Origin of the sequence: Amycolatopsis rhabdoformis (assembly GCF_035918295.1) — a bacterium.
GTDB classification, from domain to species: Bacteria; Actinomycetota; Actinomycetes; order Mycobacteriales; family Pseudonocardiaceae; genus Amycolatopsis; species Amycolatopsis rhabdoformis.
The window spans coordinates 3066553-3090120 of record NZ_CP142149.1; the positions used below are offsets into that span (position 1 = coordinate 3066553).

Genomic DNA, 23568 nt, shown 5'->3' on the forward strand with positions numbered 1-23568 from the left:
CCTTTCTGAAACGGGGTCAGGTCTTTCTCAGTGCGAAGCGTCGGTGGCGTGGCGCACGAGTGCGCCGAGCGCCTGGAACCAGGTTTCGGCCAGGTCGCGCACCCGGTCGGCCGGGGCGAGGGCCTCGGGCCACGACCAGTGGGCGGCCAGGGCGGGACCGTCGGGCCGGTCTTCGGTGAGGGCGTTGACGGTGAGCGCGTGGGAGACGCGCTTGCCCGGGTCGGCGCCGAGGTCGGCGGCGTCGCCTTCCGGGGCGTATTCCCAGTCGCGCTCGTCGGCGTGGCCGAAGCGGCCCATGTAGTTGAACTCGATCTCCGGGCTGGGCAGCGCGGCCAGCTCGGGCCCGGTCGCCGGGTTGAGGTGACGCAGCAGCCCGAAGCCCGTGCCCGCCACCGGCGCGGCGTCCAGCTCGGCCCGCACACGCTCCAGCGCCACCCGCGCCGCCGGGCCGCCCGCGAGCGCGTCGGCGAGGTCGAGCTCACCGAGGTCGAGGCAGACCGGCACGACGCTGGTGAACCATCCGACCGTGCGCGACAGGTCGCCGCCGCCCGCGAGCTCGTCCTCCCGGCCGTGGCCTTCGAGGTCGACGAGCGTCGCCGTGCCCTGACCCGCACCGTGGCGGCGGCGCCAGTCGGCCACCGCGAGCGCGAGGCCGGTGAGCAGCACGTCGTTCACCGTCGCCCGCAGCGCCGCCGGAACGCGGCCCAGCAACGGTTCCGTCACCTCGGCCGGCAACGTCAGCGACAGGCTCGCCAGGCCGGAGTCGACGTCCCGCTCAGGGTCACGCGGGCGCAGCAGCGGCAACGGATCCCCGCCGCCGAGCACCGACCGCCACCGCTCGAGTTCTGCCTCGCGCACCGGTTCGACGGCCCGCGCGGCCAGCTCGGCCGACCACCGGCGGAACGACACGTCCACCGGCGCCAGGTCCGGCTTCCGCCCCGCGGCCACGGCCTCCCACGCCGCCGCGAAGTCCGGCAGCAGCACCCGCCACGACACGCCGTCGATCACCAGGTGGTGCACCATCACCAGCAACCGGCCCCGCTCCGGGCCGGCGTCGAACCACGTCGCCCGCAGCAGCGCGCCGGCGTCGGGGTCCAGCCGCGCCCGCGTGGCCAGGGCTTCCGCCGCGACCACCCGCTCGAGGTCCGCGCCGGCGAGCCCGCGAACGTCCACTCGCGACACCCAGCCCCGCACGTCCACGGGCTCGGGCACCCGCAACGCCCACCGCGGCGGCTCCCGGTCGAGGCGCGCCCGCAGCATCGGGTGCCGGTCGACGACGGCCCGCAGCACCGCCGTGAGGCTGTCCTCCGTCAGCTCCGCCGGCGTGATCAGCAGCGCCGCCTGGTGGTAGCCGGCGATCGGGCCGCCCAGCTCGCGCAGAGCGTGCATGATCGGCGTGAGCCCGACGGTTCCGGTGCCGTCGTCCGCGGCCGCCGGCGCGACCACCTCCACCGGCACCGCGACCGACGCCAGCCCGGCCACCGTCCGGTGCCGGAAGATGTCCCGCGGCGAGATCCGCAACCCGGCCGCGCGCACCCGCGCCACCAGCTGCATCGCGACGATGCTGTCGCCACCCAGGGCGAAGAAGTCGTCGTCGGCGCCGAGGCCCGGCACGCCGAGCACCTCACCGACCAGAGCGCACAGCTCACGTTCGAGCTCCGTCGCCGGCGCGCGGCCGCCGACCTGGGCCGAGAAGTCCGGCGCGGGCAGCGCGGCCCGGTCGAGCTTCCCGTTGGCCAGCACCGGAAGCCGCTCCAGCACCACGAACGCGGCCGGCACCAGGTGGTCCGGCAAGGTGGCCACGGCGTGGCGGCGCAGCTCGGCCGCGTCCGCCGGCGACGCCGGCACCACGTACGCCACCAGCTGCTTCACCCGCGCCTCGCGCACCACGACCACCGACTGCGCCACGGCCGGATGCCGATCCAGCGCCGCCTCGACCTCCGCGGGCTCCACGCGGAAGCCGCGGATCTTCACCTGGTCGTCGGCGCGGCCGCCGAAGTCGAGCCGGCCGTCGGGCGTCCACCGCGCGAGGTCACCCGTGCGGTACATCCGCGTGCCAGGTTCGCCGTACGGGTCGGCCACGAATCGCTCCGCCGTCAATGCGAAGCGACCCAGGTACCCGCGCGCCAGCCCGGCCCCGGCGAGGTACAGCTCGCCGGTCACGCCCGGCGGCACGGGCCGCAGCGAGCCGTCGAGCACGTACGCGCGGGTGTTCGCCACCGGCCGGCCCACGAGGGGACGGTCGCTGTCCGCGATCCGCGCGACCAGGGCGTCCACAGTGGACTCCGTCGGCCCGTAGAGGTTCACGGCCTCGGTCCCGCCCAGCTCGGCGAGCCGGCGCCACAACGCGTCCGGTACCGCCTCGCCGCCGACACCGACCAGGGCCAGCGGGCACTGGTCACCGTCGACGAGCCCGGCGTCGGCCAGCTGCGTGAACAGCGACGGCGTCACCTCGATGAAGTCGAGGCCCTCGGCGCGGATCAGCCCCGCGAGCTGCTCCGGGTCGCGGCGCACCTCGTCGGGCACCACGTGCACGGCGTGCCCGTCGAGCAGCCACAGCTGCGGCTGCCACGAAGCGTCGAACGAGAACGACCAAGCGTGGCCCACCCGTAGGTGCTCGCGCCCGGTCCGCGCCACGGCCGGGCGGTGCAGCGCCGCCCGGTGGCTGTGGAACAGGTTCACCAGCCCCGCGTGCGGCACCACCACGCCCTTCGGCGTTCCCGTCGACCCGGACGTGTAGATCACGTACGCCGGGTTCTCCGGCCGCACCGGTCGCAGTCGATCTGCGTCCGTCAAGTCTTCTTCGGACGCCTCTTCCGCCAGAAGATCCGGCAGCAGCACGGTGGCCCCGAACTCCGGCAGGGTCTCCCGGACTTCGGCGGTGCTGACCAGCAGCCCCGGCCGCGCGTCGGCCAGCATCGCCGCCAGCCGTTCGGCCGGGTAGTCGGGGTCCAGCGGCAGATAAGCCGCCCCTGCCTTGTGCACCGCCAGGATCGCGAGCAGCACGTCCGCGGACCTCGGCAACGCCAGCGCCACGAGCGTCTCCGGTCCGGCGCCCCGTGACACCAGTGCCCGCGCCAGCCGGTTGGCCCGCGCGTTCAGCTCCGCATACGTCCAGGTCGCGCCACCGACCACGGCGACCGCGTCCGGCGACCGGCGCACCTGCGCTTCGAACAGCCCCGCCACCGTGTCCGGCGAAACGGCCAGCGCGGTGTCGGTCCACTCGTGCAGGATCCGCCACGACAGCTCGGCCGGCAGCACGACGACCGTCCCCGCCGGACGGTCCACTTCGGACACCATCGCGCCCAGCAGCAGCTCCATGCCGGTGAGCAGACGCTGCGCGTCCTCGTCGGTGAACAGGTCCGCGCGGTACTCGGCGGTGAGCCGCAGCCGCTCGGCCGGTTCGACGGCCCAGGTGAGCGGGTAGTGCGTGGAGTCGCGGTGGTCCACGATCGTCGCGCGCAGCCCGTCCGCGGGCCCGTCCTCGGCGCCGGGGTAACTCTCGAACACCACGAGCGTGTCGAACAGCTCTCCCAGCCCGGCCTCGCGCTGGATGTCGGCCAGGCCCACGTGCTGGTGCGGCAGCAGCGCCGACTGCTCGTCCTGCACCCGCGCCAGCAGCGCCGACAGCGGTTCGGCCGGGTCGTGGCGCACCCGCACGGGCACGGTGTTGATGAACAGGCCCAGCATCCGCTCGACGCCGGGCAGCTCCGGCGGACGGCCGGCGACCGTCGCGCCGAACACCACGTCGGTGCGCCCGGTCAGCGACGCGAGCAGCAGCCCCCACGCCGTCTGCACCAGCGTGTTCACCGTGAGCCCGCGCTCGCGCGCCACCTCCGTCAGCTCGGCCGTGGCCTCCCGGGTCAGCTCGAGCGTGCGCTGCCGCGGCAACGCTGGCGCCCGGTCCGGGTCGGCGGGTGCGAGCCGGGTCGGCTCGCCCAGCCCCGCGAGCGCGTCGCGCCACGCGGATTTGGCGGTCACCTCGTCCTGGTCCCGCAACCAGCCGAGGTACCCGCGGTACGGCAGCGCCGGCGGCAGCTCGCGGCCGGCGTAGAGCGCGGTCAGCTCGGCCAGCAGCTGCGGCACCGACCATCCGTCGAGCAGCAGGTGCTGGTGCGACACCACGAGCCGGTGGTGATCGTCGGCGAACCGCACGAGCAGGAACCGCAGCAGCGGCCCCTCGGCCACGGCGAACCGGCGGCGCTCGTGCGCGAGCTCGGCGTCGAGCGCGGCACCGGTGACTTCCCGCCATTCGGGCTCGGCCGAGCGGGCGACGAGCGCGACGGGCCGGCCGGACGCCAGGTACCGGTAGCTCGTGCGCAGGTTCGGGTGCCGCTGCATCAGCGTGCGGACGACCTCGCGCAGCCGCGCCGGGTCGAGCGGCCCGTCGAGGTCGAAGCCGAACTGCACCGTGTACACGTCCGGGCCGTCGGTGTCCGCCGTCGCCAGGAACAGCAAGCCCGACTGCAGGGGCGTGAGCGGCCAGACCTCGGCCGCGTCAGGCGCGGTGGCCTGCAGCTCCGCGCGTTCCGCCTCGGTGAGATCCAGCAGCGGACGCCCGTCGTCGGACGTCGGCGCCGCCAGTACCTCGCCGGCGACGTCCGCGAGACCGCGCACGCTGCGGTGGCGGAACACGTCCCGCGCGCCCAGCAGCAGGCCGGCCGCCCGGGCCCGGGCCACGAGCTGCATCGCGACGATGCTGTCCCCGCCCAGGCGGAAGAAGTCGTCGCGCACACCGACCCGCGGCAGCCCCAGCACGCCGGCCACCAGCTCCGCGAGCACCTCTTCGCGGGGCGTCGCCGGGGCGTCGTCGCCGGCCTCGAACTCCGGTGCGGGCAGCGCCCGGCGGTCGAGCTTGCCGCTCGGCGTGAGCGGCAACGCGGCCAGCGTCACCACGGCGGCCGGCACCATGTGCTCCGGCAGCGTCTTCCCGACGTGCTCCAGCAGGTCGCCGGGTTCACCCCGCAGCACGACATACGCGACGAGCTGCCGTCCTTCGTGGACGATCACCCGCGCCTGCGCCACGGCCTGATGGGTGACCAGCGCCGCCTCGATCTCGCCCAGCTCGACCCGGAAACCGCGGATCTTCACCTGGTCGTCGGCGCGGCCGAGGAACTCCAGCTCGCCCTCGCGCGTCCACCGCGCGAGGTCCCCGGTGCGGTACATCCGCGCGCCCGGCGCACCGAACGGGTTCGCCACGAACCGTTCCGCCGTGAGCCCCGGGCGCGCGTGGTAGCCGCGCGCCAGCTGATCCCCGGCCAGGTACAGCTCCCCCGCCACCCCCGGCGGCACCGGCCGCAGCCGTGCGTCGAGCACGTGCGTTCGCGTGTTCCACACCGGCCGCCCGATCGGCACCCGGCCGGACGGCGCCACCCGCGCGGCCGCCGCGGTCACGTCGACCGACGCCTCCGTGGGCCCGTACAGGTTGTGCAGTTCCGCGTCGAGGTCGAACCTCGTGACGAGGTCGGCCGGCAACGCCTCACCACTGCACAGCACGCGCCGCAGGCTTGGGCACGTGCGCGCGCCCGGTTCGCCGAGGAACACCTCGAGCATCGACGGGACGAAGTGGACGGTCGTCACCCGCTCGTCGCGGATCAGCCGCGCCAGGTACGCCGGATCCTGGTGTCCTTCCGGCTTCGCCACCACCAGCGTCGCACCGGTGATCAGCGGCCAGAAGAACTCCCACACCGACACGTCGAAGCTCGACGGCGTCTTCTGCAGCACCCGGTCCTCGGCCGTGAGCCCGTACTCGGCCTGCATCCACCGGAGCCGGTTCACGATGCCGGCGTGTGGCACCACCACACCCTTCGGCCGGCCGGTCGAACCCGACGTGTAGATCACGTACGCGGGCATTTCCGGCGCCACCTCGACGCCGAGGTCCGCCGCGTCGTAGCCGCGCACGTCGACCGGCCCGTCGAGCACTACGGCCGGCGAGGCGTCGGCCAGCATGAACTCACGGCGGTCCGCCGGGTAGGCGGGATCCAGCGGCAGGTACGCGGCGCCGGCCTTGTGGATCGCGTACAGCGCCACCACGAGATCGACCGAGCGCGGCAACGACACCGCGACCACCGACTCCGGCCCGGCCCCCTGCGCACGCAGCCACCGCGCCAGCCGATTGGCCCGCGCGTTCAGCTCCGCGTAGGACAGCGACTCGCCGTCGAACACCAGCGCCGGCGCGTCCGGCGTCCGCGCCACCTGGGCCTCGAACAGCTCCGGCAACGACGTCGCCGGCACCGCGTGCTCCGTGGCGTTCCACGACTCCAGCAGCGCCGGCTCCCTGTCCGCCAGCACGTCGAGCGAGCCGACCGGCACCGCCGGATCGGCCGCCACCTGCTCCAGGACCCGCACCAGCCGGGTCGCGATCGACTCCGCGGTCGCCCGGTCGAACAGGTCCGCGCTGTACTCGACCGCACCGGCGATCCCGCCACCCGGCTGTTCGAGGAAGCCGAACTCCAGATCGAACTTCGCGACGTCCTGCGTCACGTCCTCGCGCACCACGGCCAGGCCCGGCAGCCGCGGGGTGTCCGCGCCCTCGGGCAGGTACACGACCATGGTCTGGAACAGCGGGTGCCGCGCCAGCGACCGGTCCGGATCCGCGGCCTCGACCACGCGGTCGAAGGGCAGGTCCTGGTGCGAGAACGCCGCCAGGTCCGCCTGCCGCACGCGGCCGAGCAGCTCGCCGAACGCCGGGTCGCCGGTCAGGTCCGTGCGCAGCACCAGCGAGTTCACGAAAAAGCCGACCAGGTCCGCGAGCCGCTCGTCCGCGCGACCGGACACCGGCGCGCCGAGCGGGATGTCCACGCCCGCGCCGAGCCGGTGCAGCAGCGTCGCCACCGCGGCCTGCGTGAGCATGAACATGCTGGTGTCGTGCGCGAGCGCCAGCTCGCGCAGCCGGGTCGTGAGCTCGGCCGGCACCGTGAACTCCACGGTGCCGCCGCGGTGGCTCGCCTCCGCCGGCCGCGGCCGGTCGACCGGCAGGTCGAGCTCTTCCGGCAGTCCCGCCAGCGCTTCGCGCCAGAAGGCCGTCTGACGTTCCTGCTCGCCGCCGAGCACGGCCTCGTGCCACAGCGTGTAGTCCGCGTACTGCACCGGCAGCGGAGTCCACTCGGGACGGTCGCCGGCGAGCCGAGCCGCGTACGCCGTGGCGAGGTCGGTGAGCAGCGGGCCTTCGGACCACTCGTCGGTGACCACGTGGTGCAGCAGCGCGAGCAGTACGTGCTCGTCCTCGGCCACGGTGAACAGCCGTACCCGCACCGGCGGCGCCTCGTCGAGCCGGAACGGCACGTCCACTTCGGACTTGATCCTCGCGGCCACGTCGGTGCCCGTGTCGAGTACCTCGACCGCGAAGTCGAGCGGCGCGTCGGCGAGCACGCGCTGGGCGGCCACGCCGTCGTGCTCCTCGAACACCGTCCGCAGCACCTCGTGGCGCCCCACGACGTCCTCGAACGCCGCCCGCAGCGCCTCGATCTCCAGCCGGCCCCGCAACCGCCAGGCGGCGGGCAGCGAGTAGGTGGAGGTCGGGCCTTCGAGCCGGTAGAGGAACCACAACCGTTGCTGCGCCGCGGAAAGCGGCAGCACCGCGGGCCGGTCACCGGCCACCAGCTCGGGCCGCGAGGACACGTGGCCGTCGAGGTGTTCGGCGAGCTGCGCCACCGTCGGCGCGTCGAACACCGTGCGCAGCGGCACGTCGACCCCGAAGACGCTGCGGATGCGACCGGCCAGCCGCATCACGAGCAGCGAATGGCCGCCGAGCGCGAAGAAGTCGTCGTCGACACCCAGCTCCGCAACGCCGAGCACCTCGGCGAAGAGCGCGCACAGCTCGGCCTCGCGCGCCGTGCGCGGCGCGCGGCCCGAGCCGGCCGAGAACTCCGGTGCCGGCAGGGCCCGGCGGTCGAGCTTGCCGCTCGGCAGCAGCGGCAGCTCGGCCAGCTCCACCACCGCCGACGGCACCAGGTGCGCCGGCAGCGTCTCCGCCGCCCGGGCCCGCAGCGCGGCCGCGTCCAGCGGTCCCGCCGCCGGAACGACGTAGGCCACGAGCAAACCGTCGCGCGCCCGCACGCGGACCTGCGCGACCGACGGGTCGGCGGCCAGCGCGACCTCGACCTCACCGGGCTCGATCCGCACACCGCGCACCTTCACCTGGTCGTCGGCGCGACCCGAGTACTCCAGCTCGCCGTCCGCACGGTGGCGGGCCAGGTCACCGGTCCGGTACAGCCGCGAACCCGGCGGGCCGAACGGGTCGGCCACGAAGCGTTCCGCGGTGAGCCCGGGCCGGCCGAGGTACCCGCGGGCCAGCTGGTCGCCGCCGAGGTAGAGCTCGCCGACGACCCCCGGCGCGACCGGCCGCAGCCACGCGTCGAGCACGTAGGCGCGCACGTTCCAGCCCGGCCGCCCGATCGCGATCGGACCGCCGTCGTCGGTCCAGCCGAGCACGTCGATCGACGTCTCGGTCGGCCCGTACAGGTTGTGCAGCGGAATGCCCAGCACGCCCCGGAACCGGGCCGCGAGGTCGGCACCGAGCGCCTCGCCGCCGACGACGATCCGGGTGAGGCTCGTGCACGCGGCCGCGGCCGGCTCCTCCAGGAACAGCTGCAGCATCGCCGGCACGAAGTCCGCGGCCGTCACGCGCTCGGCCTGGATCAGCTCGGCCAGGTACCGCGGGTCGCGGTGCCCGTCGGGCCGCGCGACGACCACGGTCGCGCCGACGGTGAGCGGCCAGAAGATCTCGCTGACCGACACGTCGAAGGTGATCGGTGTCTTGTGCAGCATGCGGTGCGTGTCGTCGAGCGGGTAGCTGTGCTGCAGCCAGCGCAGCCGGTTCACCACCCCCTGCTGCGGCACGACCACGGCCTTGGGCCGGCCGGTCGAGCCGGACGTGTAGAGCACGAACGCCGGGTTCGCCGGCCGCGACCCGCGCTCCGGTGCGGTGGCGGGGTATCCCGCCAACCCCGCCAGCTGAGCGGGATCGTCGAGGACGCACACCGGCGCCGCGTCGGCGAGCAGGTACTCCACGCGGTCGGCCGGCTGGCCCGGGTCGAGCGGCAGGTAGGCGGCGCCCGCCTTGTGCACGGCGGACAACGCCACGATCAGCTCGACCGAGCGCGGCAGCGCGACCGCGACCACCGACTCGGGCCCGGCGCCCTGCTCACGCAGCCGGTGCGCGAACCGGTTGGCCCACGCGTCCAGCTCGGCATAGGTCAGCTGGGTGCCTTCGAAGACCACCGCCACGGCGTCGGGCGTCGCCGCCACCTGGGCTTCCACCAGCTCCGGCAGCGTCGCCGGCTCCAGCGCGTGCGCGGTGTCGTTCCACTGCCGCAGCACCAGATCACGCTCGTGCTCGTCGAGCAGCTCGTACTCGCCGATCGGCCGCGCCGGCGCGGCCACGACCTGGCCGAACAACGACACCAGCCGGGCCAGCAGGCGCTCGGCGGTGCCCGCGTCGAACAGCTCGGTCGCGTACTCCAGCTGCAGGGCGACCTCGTCCGCGCCGTCGACCATCGTGAAGCTCAGGTCGAACATCGCGGTCTCGCCGGGCACGTCGACCCATTCGGTCGGCAGGCCGAGTACCTCCGGGTCACCGTCGGGCCGGTAGTGGTAGCCCATCATGACCTGGAACAGCGGGTTGCGCCCGGACACGCGCTCCGGGTTCAGCGCCTCGACCAGCCGGTCGAACGGCAGATCCTGGTGCGAGAACGCCGACAGATCCGCTTCGCGCAGCCGCGCGAGCAGCTCGGCGAAGGTGGGCTCGCCGGTCAGGTCCGCGCGCAGCACGAGCGTGTTCACGAAGAACCCGACCAGCTCGTCGAGCGCGGCGTCGGTGCGGCCGGCGATCGGCGCGCCCAGCGGGATGTCGTCGCCGGCGCCGAGCCGGTGCAGCAGCGTCGCGACGGTCGCGTGCAGCACCATGAACATGCTCGCGCCCGCCTCGGCCGCCAGGCCGGGCAGCGCTCGGGCGACCTCGGAGGGCAGCACCGCGCGCACGGTCCGGCCGGCCCCGGTGGGTCGCGCCGGTCGCGGCCGGTCCGTGGGCAGTGCCAGCTCGTCCGGCAGGCCCCGCAGCGTCTTTGTCCAGAACTCCAGCTGCGCGGAGCCGAGCCGATCGAGCAGGTTTTCCTGCCACAGCGCGTAATCCGCGTACTGCACCGGCAACGGGGGCAGCCGCGGGTCGCGCCCGGCCACGCGCGCCTCGTACGCGGTCGTCAGGTCCGTGAGGAACGGCCGGTCGGACCACTCGTCGGTGGCGACGTGGTGCAGCACGAGCGCCACCACGTGATCGCGCTCGCCGAGCCGCAGCACCTCGGCCCGCAGCGGCGGTTCCCGGCGCAGGTCGAAGCGGTGCCGCGCCAGCTCGCGCACCCGCGTGGGCAGGTCCGCCTCGGCGCAGTCGGTGACCACCAGCCGCGGCTCCGAGTCAGTCAGCACCTGTTGGTACGGCGTGCCTTCGTGGTCCGGGAACACGGTCCGCAGGGACTCGTGCCGGGCCACGACATCGCCGAGCGCGGCGCGCAGCGCGGCCACGTCGAGGTCACCGCGCACGCGGAACACCAGCGGGAAGTCGTAGGCCTCGCCGACCTCACCCAGCTCTTCGAGCAGCAGCAACCGCCGTTGCGCCGCCGACAGCGGGATGCGCTCCGGCCGGTCCGCGCGCACGACCGCCGGCCGCGCGGGCTCGCCGCTTCCGGCGCGTTCGGCCAGCTCCGCCACCGTGGGTGCCTCGAACAGGTCCTTGATCGCCAGCTCGGCACCCAGCTCCGTGCGAGCGCGGCTGATCAGGCGCGTGGCCAGCAGCGAATGCCCGCCGAGGTCGAAGAACGAGTCCGCGACGCCGACGCGGTCGAGGCCGAGGACCTCGGCGAACAGCGCGCAGAGCACCTCTTCCGCACGCGTCTCCGCGGGCCGGCTTTCCGTGAGCGTCACGGAGGGTTCGGCGTCGGGCAGGGCGCGCACGTTGAGCTTGCCGTTGTCGGTCAACGGCAGCACGGCGAGCGTCACGAACGCGGCCGGCACCATGTAGTCCGGCAGCTGCCGCTTGAGCTCGTCGCGCAGCGTCTGCACCAGCTCGGCGCTGCCGCGCGCGGCCGTCGGACGGTTGGCGAACCGGGCGAGGTTCGTGCCGGTCGACGCCGGCACGTGGAGGCCCTCGGGCGGTGCTTCCGAGCGGACGAACACCGCGTCGAACACTCCGTCGACGCCGGTCGACCAGGTGGTGTGCACGGCGTAACCCAGCCGTTCACCGAAGCGGTGCACGTCCTCGGGTTCGACGCCGTCGCCGCTGCGGTGGAAGCGATCGAGCACGTCGAGCAGCGGCACCCCCGCGTCCAGCGCCCGCATGGCCGCGAACTCCGCGGCGAGCCGCGCGTCCGGGATCCGGCTCACGCGCAACGGGTCACCGGTGAGGAGGTCCTCCAGACCGGCCAGGGAACCGACCTCGTCCCAGAGCACCCGCGGCGCCTGCGCCACCGGCACTTCTCCCGTGGTGTCCTTGGTGAGCACCACGTCGTAGCGGTAGCGGCTCAGCTCGTTGTGCAGTTCCGCGCGCTTCACGCGGACGCGCGCGCCGACGCCGGGCAGCGTGTGCGCGAGCGCGGTGAAGTAGTCCGGGTCGAGCAGGAGCTCCTTCTCCAGCGCCGCCCCGCGTTCGATCGCGCGGCGCAGCTGGGCGACGTCGGAGGTGGCGTCGGCGCGCGTGAGCTGGATGGCGGTGTGGAACGAGCGCGCGAGCCGCAGGTTGCGCACGTCACCCACGAACAGCGAACCACCCGGCGCCAGGAGATCGAGCGCCGTGGTGAGCACCTGCGTGAGGTAGTCGACGCTCGGGAAGTACTGGATGACCGAGTTGATCACGATGGTGTCGAAATGCCCGCGCGGCAGATCGCCGAGCTCGTGCGCCGGCTGCGCGCGCAAGGTGATCTTCGCGGCCAGCGCCGGATCCTGCTCCAGCTCTCGCGTGAGCTTGCCGATCACCGGCGCGGCGAGGTCCGTGCCCCAGTACTCCTCGGCCAGAGGCGCGAGCTGCCCCATCAGCAGGCCGGTGCCCACGCCGATCTCCAGGATCCGCCGCGGCGCCAGCTCTCCGATGCGAGCAACGGTGGCCGCGCGCCATTCCCGCATGTGTGCCAACGGAATCGGCGTGCCGTCGTAGCTCGAGTCCCAGCCGGCGAAGTCCTCCGTGAACAGCGCGGTCGGGATCTCCGTGTACTCGTCGGAGTAGATCTGCCGCCACTCGCCGACCTGGTCGGCTTCGGCCGCGTCCCGCTCGTCGCCGCTCAGCTCGGCCGGCACCACGTAGCCCACGAGCCGCTGCAGTCCCGGTGCCGACGGGTCCGGCCGCGCGATCACGGCCGCCTGCGCCACCTGGGGGTGCCGGGCCAGCGCCGTCTCGATCTCGCCGAGCTCCACGCGGTAGCCGCGGATCTTCACCTGGTCGTCGGTGCGGCCCAGGAAGTCGAGGTTCCCGTCGGGCCGCCGGCGCACGAGGTCGCCGGTGCGGTACATCCGCGCGCCGGGCTCGCCGAAGGGATCGGCCACGAACCGTTCAGCCGTGAGGGCCGGCCGCCCGAGGTAACCGCGGGCCAGGCCGGCGCCGGCGATGTAGAGCTCACCGGGCACACCGTCGGGCACCGGCCGCAGCCAAGCGTCCACGATGTACGCCCGCGTGTTGTGGATCGGCTTGCCGACGGTCGGGGTGGCGCTGTCGGTGGTGCCGCCGCCGAGGGTGTTGATCGTGTATTCGGTCGGGCCGTAGAGGTTGTAGCCGTACACGCCTTCGGTGTCGCGCAGGCGGTTCCACACCGATTCCGACACCGCTTCGCCGCCGAGCAGCACCAGCGCGGGCCGGTGGCTTTCCGGGCCGGCTTCGAGCAGTCCTTCTTCGATGAGCAGGTGCGCGTACGTCGGCGTCACGTTCACCACGTCCACGCGATGGCGATCGCAGTACGCCACCAGCGCGCCGGCGTCGCGGCGCAGCTCTTCGTCGCACACGTGCACTTCGTGGCCCTCTACGAGCCACAGCAGTTCTTCCCACGACATGTCGAAGGCGAACGACACGGTGTGCGCGATCCGCAGGCGTCGCCCGCCGGCCGACGCGATGGCCGGGCCGAAGATCGCCTCCTGGTGGTTGAGCTGCATGTTCGTGAGGCCGCGGTAGGGCGTCACGACACCCTTGGGTTTGCCGGTGGAGCCGGACGTGTAGATCACGTACGCCGGGTGCTCCATGCGGTCGGCGCGGTCGCGGCCGAACCGCGGCCGCTCGGCGTCGGCGAGTTCGCCGCCGGACCGTGCCGCCAGCTCCGCCTTCGTCTCGTCGGTGTCCAGCAGCACCCGCGGCAGGTCGTTCGGCAGGCCGTTCGCGACGGCCCTGGTCGTGACCAGGCACAGCGGGCCGGCGTCGGCGAGCATCAGCGCGAGGCGGTCGGCCGGGTAGTCGAGTTCGAGCGGCAGGTACGCGGCCCCGGTGCGCAGCACGGCGAACAGGGCCACGACCATGTCGATCGAACGCGGCAAGCCGAGCGCGATCACGCGTTCCGGCTCGGCGCCGCGAGCCAGCAGCAGCCGGGCCACGCGGTTCACGGCTTCGTCGAGCTGCGCGTAGGTCAGCGTCTGCTCGCCGAACACGAGCGCGGTGGCGTCGGGCGTGCGCGCGGTCTGAGTGGCCAGCAGGTCCGCGATCGTGTCGGGCACCATCGGGTGTTCGGAGGCCGACCAGATCTCGGTCAGCTCACGCCGGCGTGCGGCCGACACCGTCTCCAGCGCCCCCACGGGTGCGGTGAAGTCGCTGACCAGCTGCTCGACGAGGGAGGTGAACCGGCCCAGCAGCACCGCGGCCTCGTCGGCGGCGATCACGTCGTCGCGATAGGACAGTGTCACGCGCATCGCCTCGCCCGGGGTGACCACGAGCGTGAGCGGGTAGTGCGTGGCGTCGACGTTCACGAGGTTCGTCACGCCGTGCCGGTGGCGGAGGCCGGCGTAGCGCTCGTCGCCGTCGGCGCCGCGCAGCACGAAGAGCGTGTCGAACAGCACGCGATGGCCGGCTTCGCGCTGCAGCACACCGAGGCTCATGAACTCGTACGGTGTGAGGTCCAGCCGCTCGGACTGGATGCGGCGCAGCAGGTCGAGCACCGGCTCGTCCGGCACGAGCCGCACCCGCGTGGGCACGGTGTTGAGGAACAGGCCGATGGTCGTCTCGATGTCGGGCACCGCGGCCGGGCGCCCAGCGACGGCGGCGCCGAACACCACGTCCTGGCGGCCGACCATCGTGGACAGCACCAGCGCCCACGCGGCATTGAGCACGGAGTTCACGGTGAGGCCATGACGCCGGGCCTCGTCGCGCAGCCGGTCGGTGAGCTCGGGTGAGAGGTGCGCGTCGAGGTTGACCGGCGTCGCGGGTTCGAGGCCCTGCGTGTCCGGGCCGATCAGCGTGGGCTCACTCAGGCCCGCCAACGCGCTTCGCCACGCTGCGCCGGCTTCGTCGACGTCCTGGCGCGAAAGCCACTCCAGGTAGTCCACATAGGACCCACCGGCGGCCGGTTCACCGCCGTCGTAGTGCGCGAAGAGCTGCTCGATGACCAGCCACGCGGACCAGCCGTCCCACAGCAGCAGGTGCCGGTTGAGCACCACGCGGTCACGGTTCTCGCCGAGGCGCACCAGCGTGATGCGGAACAGCGGCGGCGCGCCGAGGTCGAAGCGGGTCGTGCGGTCGCGTTCCATCAGCTCGGCCAGCCGCTGCTCGCGGTCCGCTTCGGACAGTGCGCGCAGGTCCACTTCGGTCACCGGCGGCGGGAAACCCGCGGTGACGAACTGCACCGGCCCGCGCAGGCCCTCGCTGGTGAAACCCGCGCGCAGGCTCGGGGTGCGGTCCAGCAGCGCCGAGCAGGCCGCGCGCAGCCGGTCGACGTCGAGGTGCCGGTCGAGGTCGATGGCTTCCTGGATGGTGTAGATGTCCACCCGCGACTGGTCGTAGCCGGAGTGGAAGAACAGGCCTTCCTGCAACGGCGAGAGCGGCCAGAGGTCCGACAGCGGCAGCGGGCTGAGCCGCTCGACGTGCTCGATCTCGTCCTGGGTCAGCTCGATCAGCGCGAGGTCCGACGGGGTCAGCCCGGCCGTGGCGACGTCCGTCGCGGCGAGGTCGGCCAGCGCGGCCACCACGGCGTCGGCGAACTCCGGTGCGCCACCGGCGAAGGTGAGCGCCAGCACCGGGCCGTCGGGGGTCTCTTCGCAGACCGCGCCGAGGCGCAGCGCGTGCGCTCCGACGGGCGCGGCCGGGTCCGCGGTGAAGTTCCACTCCCCCGCCCCGAACGGCACCCGGCCGGCGTAGCGCAGCAGCACGTCGGCCCGCGCGAGCTGCGCGAACAGCGGCGCGGCCTGCGGGTTGAGGTACCGCAGCAGGCCGTGGCCCACCGCGTCGGGCGCGGCGCGGACGAGGTCCTTGACCTGCTTGAGGTCGGTGGCGCTCAGCCGCACCGGGCGCGCGGTGTGCAGCGCGCCGACTGCCGCCGGTGTCCCTTCGGGACGGTCGAGCACGTCGACGATCAGCTCACCACCGGCCCGGGCCAGCGCCGTGAGCAGCACGTCGGTCACCTCGCCGCGCACCGACGCCGGCAGCTGCTCCACGAGAACGCGGCTCTGCTCGACCGTGAAGCGCACAGTGCGTTCGGTTTGGACGCCGGACACGGGAACCGTGGCGGCGCCGGGCGCGAGGATCGCGGCCCAGCGTTCCAGATCGGCCAGCAGTTCCGGCGCCTGCGCGCGTTCGGTGACCGCGCGGGCGTGGGTGCGCAGCGCCGTTTCCACCGCCGCGAACACCGGCGGGCGCCCGGCGAGCACCGCGGCCCACGCGGTGGCGAGGTCGGCGGCGACGGTCGGCCACGACGGCGCGTCGACCAGCAGCGGATGCGCGGTGAGCAGCAGCTCGTCGCCTTCCTGGACCGCGTGCAGCAGGATTCCGGCGTCCGGGTCGAACGTCGCCGGCTCGCCGAGCAGCACCTCGGTGGCGTCGAGCGCACCGGCCGGGCGCGTTTCCAGCGACCACAGCACGGAGGCGACGCGGCTGCGCTTGAGCCGCAGGCCGTCGTGGTGGTCGAGCACGGCCTGCAGCGCGGTCGCGAGGCTTTCGGGGTCCGCGTCGGCCGGCAGGCGCAGCCGCACCGACTCGGCTCCGATGTCGCCGAGTTCCCGCAGCCGGTGGACCTCGGGCAGCAGCGGCACGTCACCGACGCCGTCCGGATCGGCCACCGGCCCCGTCACGACGGGCTCGCCGCCGAGCGTGGCCAGCGCGGCCGGCGTGCGGTGGGTGAACACGTCCTTCGGGCTCAGGTCGAACCCGGCGCGGCGGGCGCGGCTCGACACGCTGATCGAGGTGATGCTGTCGCCACCGAGCAGGAAGAAGTCACCGTCGGCACCGACCTCGGCGAGCCCGAGCACGTCGGCGAAGATCGCCGCGAGCGCGGACTCGCGGTCGCCGCCCGGGCGCACCGCCGCCGGCACGGGAACGGCGGGCGCGGGCAGGGCGCGGGTGTCGAGCTTGCCGCTCGGCGTCAGCGGGAACTCGGCTAGCACCACCAGCGCGTTCGGCACCATCGTCGCCGGCAGCGCGGCCGTCAACGCGGCCCGAAGCTCGTCGGCGCTCGCCGTCCCGGCCGCGTATCCGGCCAAGGCGCCGTCGCGGACCACGACCGCGGCCGCGCGGACCCCCGGCTGCGCCGCGAGCACCGCCTCGATCTCCCCGAGCTCGATGCGGTTGCCGCGGATCTTCACCTGCCGGTCGGTGCGGCCCAGGTACGCGAGCTCACCGTCGGCGCGGCGCGTCACGAGGTCGCCGGTGCGGTACATCCGCGCCCCCGGCTCGCCGAACGGGTCGGCCACGAACCGTTCCGCGGTCAACGCGGGCCGGCCGTGGTAGCCCCGTGCGAGCTGCACGCCCGCGAGGTACAGCTCACCCGGCACGCCGTCGGGCACCGGCCGCAGGCAGGTGTCGAGCACGAGCAGGCGCGTGTTCCACACCGGCCGCCCCAGCGGCACGGTCGCTTCCGGACCGCCGCGGAACGGGAAGTACGACACGTCCACGGCCGCCTCGGTCGGGCCGTAGAGGTTGTGCAGCGCCACGCCCGTGAGCCGTCGCCAGCGCGCGGCGGCTTCACCCGGCAACGCCTCGCCGCTGGTGAACACGCGGCGCAGCGACGCGGCCCAGCGCGGGTCGTCGGTGACCTCGTCGACCGAGAGGAACGCGGCGAGCATCGACGGCACGAAGTGCAGCGTCGTCACGGCGTGGGTGCGGATCACTTCGGCGAGGTAGGCGGGGTCGCGGTGGCCGTCGGGCCGCGCGAACACCACTGCCGCGCCTTCGCGCAGGGCCCAGAAGAACTCCCACACGGACACGTCGAAGCTCGACGGCGTCTTCTGCAACACGCGGTCCTCAGCCGTGAGCCGGTACTCGTGCTGCATCCACGCGAGCCGGTTCACGATCGCGCGGTGCGACACCACCACGCCCTTGGGCCGCCCGGTCGAGCCGGACGTGTAGATCAGGTAGGCGGCGTCGTCCGGGCGCGGTGCGACGAGGTCGGCGATTTCGTCCGGGCCGTCGACGGGCACCTGCTGCGGGCCCGCCGGAACCTGGGCGGCGGTGCCGGATTCGGTGACCACGAGCGTGGCACCGGACGAGGTGAGCATGTACTCCAGCCGGTCGGCCGGGTAGTCGAGGTCGAGCGGCAGGTAGGCCGCACCGGACTTCAGCACGCCCAGCAACGCCACCATCAGCTCGGCCGAACGCGGCACGGCCACGGCGACCACCGAGCCGGGCCCGGCACCGCGGGCCCGCAGCCGCCGCGCCAGCCCAGCCGCCCGCTCGGCCAGGTCCGCATAGGACAGTCGCTCGTCTTCGAACAGCACGGCGGGCGCGCCCGGCGTTTCGGCCACCCGCAGGTCGAACGCCGTGAGCAGGGTCTGCTCCGGCACCGGCACGGCGGTGGCGTTCAGCTCGTCGAGCCGTGTCAGCTCCGCACGCGAGACGAGGTCCACGCGGGCCACCGGCTCGTCCGGAGCGGCGGCGAACGCTTCGAGCACGCGCACGAACCGTTCCGCGAGTTGCTCGGCTTCGCGCGAGTCGAGGCGCGCCGCGTCGAACTTGAGGCCGAACTCCAGCGTCTCGCCGGGGGTCGCGATCAGCGCGACCGGATAGTGCACCGCGTCCACGACCTCGACGCCGGTCACCCGCAGTGCGCCCGCGTTGTCGTTCTCCCGCGGGTAGTTCTCGACCACCACCAGCGTGTCGAACAGCTCTTCCTGGCCCACGCCCGCGAGGCGTTGCAGCTCGGCGAGCCCGAGGTGCTGGTGGTCCAGCAGCGCGGCCTGCTCGTCCTGCAGCCGCCGCAGGAACGCGCCCACGGTGTCACCGCCGGTCCAGCGGACTCGCACGGGCAGCGTGTTGATGTAGAGCCCCACCGCGTCTTCGATCCCGGCCACGCCGGGGTCGCGACCCGACACGGTGCTGCCGAACACCAGGTCACCGCGTCCGGTCAGGCGGCCGAGCAGCAGGCCCCACGCGCCGTGCAGCACGGTGCCGAGCGTGAGCCCGCGCTCGCGCGCGAACGCCGACACCCGCGCGGTCGTCGCCACGTCCACGGCGAAGTGCACCCGCGACGGACGCCGCGGGGCGGCACCGGCCGGGGTGACGACCAGGCGGGTCGGTTCTTCGATGCCGGCCAGGGCCGCGGTCCAGGTCCGCCGGGCCGCCTCGTGGTCGCGCGCGGCGAGCCGGCGCAGGTGCGCGGTGCGCGACGCGGGCTCGGGCTCGAGCGCTTCAGTGGCGCCGTAGCGGGCGAGGAGCTCGCGCACCAGCACCGCGACCGACCAGCCGTCGGCCACGATGTGGTGGAAGGTCAGCGCGAGCCGCTCGCGCCCGACGAGCGTCGCGCGCAGCAGCGGCGGCCGGTCGAGGGCGAAGCGCCGCTCGCGGTCGGTAGCCAGCTCGTCGGCGGCGGCCTCGGGCGAGACCTCGCGCCACGGCAGCTCGGCGTGCGCCGCCACGACCTGCACCACGCGGCCGTCGTCGAGCTGCCGGAACCCCGACCGCAGCGAGGAGAACCGGTCGAGCAGCTGCTGCACGGCGCGCCGCAGCGTCGGCGGGTCGACCGGGCCGGCGAGGTCGAAGATCTCCTGCACGGTGTACACGTCGTCGTCTTCGAACGCGGCGTGGAAGAAGAAGCCCTGCTGCAACGGCGTCACCGGCAGCACCTCGGCGTGCGGGCCGAGCGCGGCGGCGTCCTTTTCGGACAGGACGAGCAGCGGCTCGGCCGAGTCCTCCACCGTCGTGACCTCACCGGCACAAGCGGCGAGGGCTTCCGCGGTGCGGTGCTGGAACACCTGCCGCGGCGTGATCGCGAGACCGTGGCGCGCGGCGCCCAGCACGAGCCGGATCGAGGAGATGCTGTCGCCGCCGAGGGCGAAGAAGTCGTCGTCCGCGCCCGCCGAGGGCACGCCGAGCACCTCGGCCAGCACCGCGCACAACGCGGCCTCGCGCGGCGTCCGCGGCGCCCGGCCCTGGGCCAGCGCACCGAAGTCGGGCAGGGGCAGCGCGGCGCGGTCGAGCTTGCCGTTGGTCATGATCGGCAGCCGGTCGAGCGGCACGAACGCCGAGGGCACCAGGTAGTGCGGCAGCGTCTCCTCGACGTGGGCGCGCAGGTCCTTCATCAGCGACGCCGGGTCGCGGTAGACCACCGGCACGTTGGCCAGCGGGCCGTCGGTCGCGCCGACGTAGGTGGCCACCGGCTCGTCCTGGGACAGCACGAGGTCGAACGCGGTCGCCGCCTCACCCGACCACGTCGCCACCGCGCGGTACCCCGCCGCGCCGGCCAGCTCCACCAGCACGTCCGGGTCCATCGCCGCACCGGCCGCGGGCGTGGGCTCGCCGCCCAGCGCGGCCAGGGCCGTGAGGTCCGGGATGAGGCGTTCGTTCGGGATGCCGGTCACGCGCAGTGCGTCGGGAGCGCTGCGGGCGAGGTGTGCCGAGAACGCGCCGGACGAGCCCAGGCCCGCCCACGGCACCACCGGGACTTCCCGCGGAGCGGCGTTTTGCGTGCGCAGCACGACGTCGTAGCGGTACCGGCTCAGCTCGTTCTCGTAGGTCGCGCGCTTGAGCCGGACGTCGGCCTCGGTGAAGGCTTCGAGCCGGCCCGGCAGCGCCGCGAAGAAGCCGGGGTCGAGCACGAGTTCGTCTTCACGCGCGACGGCCGAATCGACCGCCGCCAGTGTCGCGTCGCCCCGGGTGGCCGCGATGCCTGCCCGCAGCACGCGCTGCAGGCTCAGGTTCCGCACGTCGCCCACGAACACCGACCCACCGGGCGCGAGCAGGCCCGTGACCTGCCGCAACACGTCCACGAGGTACTCGGCGCTCGGGAAGTACTGCACCACCGAGTTGATCACCACGGTGTCGAAGTGCCCCCGCGGCAGGTCCCCCAGCTCGTGCGCTGGCCGCGCCCGCAGGTGCACCTTGCCGGCCAGCTCGGGCCGTTCGGCGACCCGGGTTTCCAGCAGCCGCACCACTTCTTCGGACAGATCCAGCGCCCAGTACTCGTCGGTGCCCGGCGCGAGCTTCGACAGCAGCAGCCCGCTGCCCACGCCCAGCTCCAGCACGCGCCGCGGCCGCAGCGCCGTGATCGAGTCCACGGTGGACGAACGCCACGCGCGCATGTCGGCCAGCGGCAGCGGTTCGCCGTCGTAGCTGGAGTTCCAGCCGGTGAAGCCCTCGTCGAACGGATCGCGGTCGGCCACCGAGTACAGCAGTTCGTGCACGTCCTTCCAACGCCCGACCTGCGCGGCCTCGCGCGCCGCGTCGCGGTCGGCGCCGGGCGCCTGCTCCGGCACCACGTACGCGACCAGCCGCCGGTCACCCGGCTTCACTTCACGCGGCACCACCGCCACGCGCGCGACGCCGTCGTGGGCGGCGATCACCGACTCGATCTCGCCCGGCTCCACGCGGAACCCGCGGATCTTCACCTGGTGGTCGGCGCGGCCGAGGAAGTCGAGGTTGCCGTCGGCGCGCCAGCGCACGCGGTCACCCGTGCGGTACATCCGCTCGCCCGGCCCGGCGAACGGATCGGCCACGAACCGCTCGGCGGTGAGCCCGGCGCGGCCGACGTAACCGCGCGCGAGGCCGCGCCCGCCCACGTAAAGCTCGCCTTCCACGCCCGGCGGCACCGGGTTCAGCGCGGTGTCGAGCACGTAGCAGCGGGTGTTCGGGTCGGGGCGGCCGATCGGGATCGGCCCGGTCCAGTCCGCTTCCGCGGCCCACAGCGTCGAGTTCACCGACGCCTCGGTGAGCCCATACGCGGCCACCACCCGGAGGTCCTTGGCCCAGCGCGCGATCAGCTCGGGCGGCACGGTTTCCGTGCCGACGATCAGCACCGCGCCCTTCGGCAGCTCGCAGTCGGCCGGCAGCGCGGCCACCAGCGAGGGCGGCAGGATCATGTGCGTCGCGGCGTTTTCCGCGATGTAGCCGGTGAGCTCGACGCCGGCGACGCGGCGGTGCGAGGGCACCACGATCACGCGCCCACCCACGCACAGGGACATCACGAGGTCCCACACCGTCACGTCGAACCCGGCCGACGCGAACTGCACGACCCGGCTGTCGGGCGTGATCCCGATGCGGTCGGTGGCCGTGGTGATCAGGCTGCCGATGCCGTCGTGCGACACGACAACACCCTTGGGCTTGCCGGTGGAGCCGGAGGTGTAGATGACGTAGGCGGCGCGGTCGAGCCGCAGCCCGCCGAGGTCCACGAGCCCGCCGTCCAGCGTGGCCAGTTCGGCGTACACGGCCGGGTCGTCGAGCAGCACGTGCCCGACCCCGTCGACATGCGGGAGCTGGTCGGCGGGTTCGGCGACCGACAGCACGGTGCGGGCGCCGGAGTCGGTGAGCAGGTACGCGAGGCGCTCCTCGGGCAGGTCGAGGTCCAGCGGCAGGTAGGCGGCACCGGCCTTGAGCACGCCGAGCAGGCCCACGACGAGGTCGAGCGAGCGCGGCAGCGCCACCGCGACCACGTCCTCGGCCGCCACCCCGCGCGCGGCGAGCAGCCGCGCCAGGCGGTTGGCGGCGGCGTCCAGCTCCGCATACGTGAGCTGCGCATCCTCGCAGACCACGGCGACGGCGTCCGGCTGGCGCTCGACGACCCGGGCGAACGCCGCGGGCCAGGTCAGCTCGGGCGACGCGGCCGGCGACGTGGCGAACGCGGTGAGCACGAGCTGCCGTTCGCGCACGGTCAGCAGGTCGATCGCCGCGATCGGGCGGTCGGCGTGCGTGGCCATCGCGTCGAGCACCGCGAGGAACCGGCGCTCGTGCTCGGCCAGCGCCACCGCGGTCACGGCGGCCGCGAACTCGAGGCGCAGACCCCGGCCGGCGCCGGCGTCGTGGGCGGTCACGGCCAGATCGGTCACCGGGCCGAGCGCGACGCTGTGCACCGTGGCCGTGGCCGTGGCCTCGCCGAACGCGACCGAGACCTCCGGCAGGAAGTTGAGGCTCAGTCCCGTGAGCTCCAGCGGACCGCCGGTCAGGTCGAGATCGCGCGCGAGGTCTTCGCCGCGGTACCGGCCGTGGTCGAGCAGGTCCGCGACCTCGCGGGACACCTGCGCGACCAGCTCGGCCGGCGTGGTCGCGGGCCGGGCGGAAACCCGCAGCGGCAGCAGGTTCGACAGCATCCCGGGCCGCTCGCGCAGCACGGCGTCGGACCGGGCCGCCACGGGCAGGCCGAGCACGAGGTCCTCGGCGCCGGTCATCCGGTGGGCGTAGGCGGCCAGCGCCGCGAGGGCCACGCGCGAAAGGCGGGTGCCGTGGTTGCCGGCGAACTTGCGCAGCGCGTCGGCGCGGGCGGCCGGCAGCGTGACCGAGCGCCGGAGCACCTCGCCGCTACCCCCGGCCAACCGAACCGGGTCGGGCCGGTCGGCGAGCTTTTCCCGCCAGTACGCGCGGTCTGCTTCCTGCGTGGCCGACCGGCGGTACTCGTCGTCGGCCGCGAGCAGCGGGGCGACCGCCCAGTCCACAGTGGACTCGGCGCCACGGTACAGCTCGGCGGCCCGGCGGGTCAGGAGAGCCTGGCCGTGCGCGTCGATCACCAGGTGGTGGAACGTCTGCGCCCACCACACCCGGTCCGGTCCCAGCACCAGCAGCGCGTGCGCGGTCAACGGTCCCCGCGCGAGGTCGGCCGGTTCCGCCACTGCGGCCCGCACCCAGGCGTGCGCCGCGGCTTCCGCGTCCGGCTCGCCGGCCAGGTCGACCACGGGCACGTCGGCGGTCCACGGCGCCGGGTACTGCCGCGGCACCCCGGACTCGTCGGCCGCGGCCGTCACGTGCAGCCCCTCGGCCTCACCGACCGCGCGGCGCACCGCGTCGGCGAGCCGGGTCAGGTCGACGCGGCCGCGCACCTCGGCGTACCAGCCGAGGCGGTACGCCGGGTCCGCCGGCGCGAGCGACTGCGCGAAGAAGACCCCGGCCTGTGCCGCGGTCAAAGGGGAACCGGGCACGACGCCGGTCATCTGGGATCCTCCACCGTTTGGACGGGAGCTGGTGACTGAAGCTGGACGGGG

1 protein-coding gene is annotated in these 23568 nt (G+C 74.1%); it reads right to left on the minus strand.

All coding sequences use genetic code 11. The annotated features are described in order from the left end of the window. Window positions 1-27: 27 nt before the first annotated feature. Window positions 28-23517 (minus strand): non-ribosomal peptide synthase/polyketide synthase, encoded by a 23490-nt coding sequence (locus VSH64_RS13895; RefSeq protein ID WP_326835995.1) that lies wholly within the window; start codon window positions 23515-23517, stop codon window positions 28-30. Window positions 23518-23568: the final 51 nt, after the last annotated feature.

Excerpts from the sequence above, each read along its gene's own strand:
- VSH64_RS13895 (WP_326835995.1), bottom strand. The coding sequence starts at position 23,517 with ATGACCGGCGTCGTGCCCGGTTCCCCTTTGACCGCGGCACAGGCCGGG.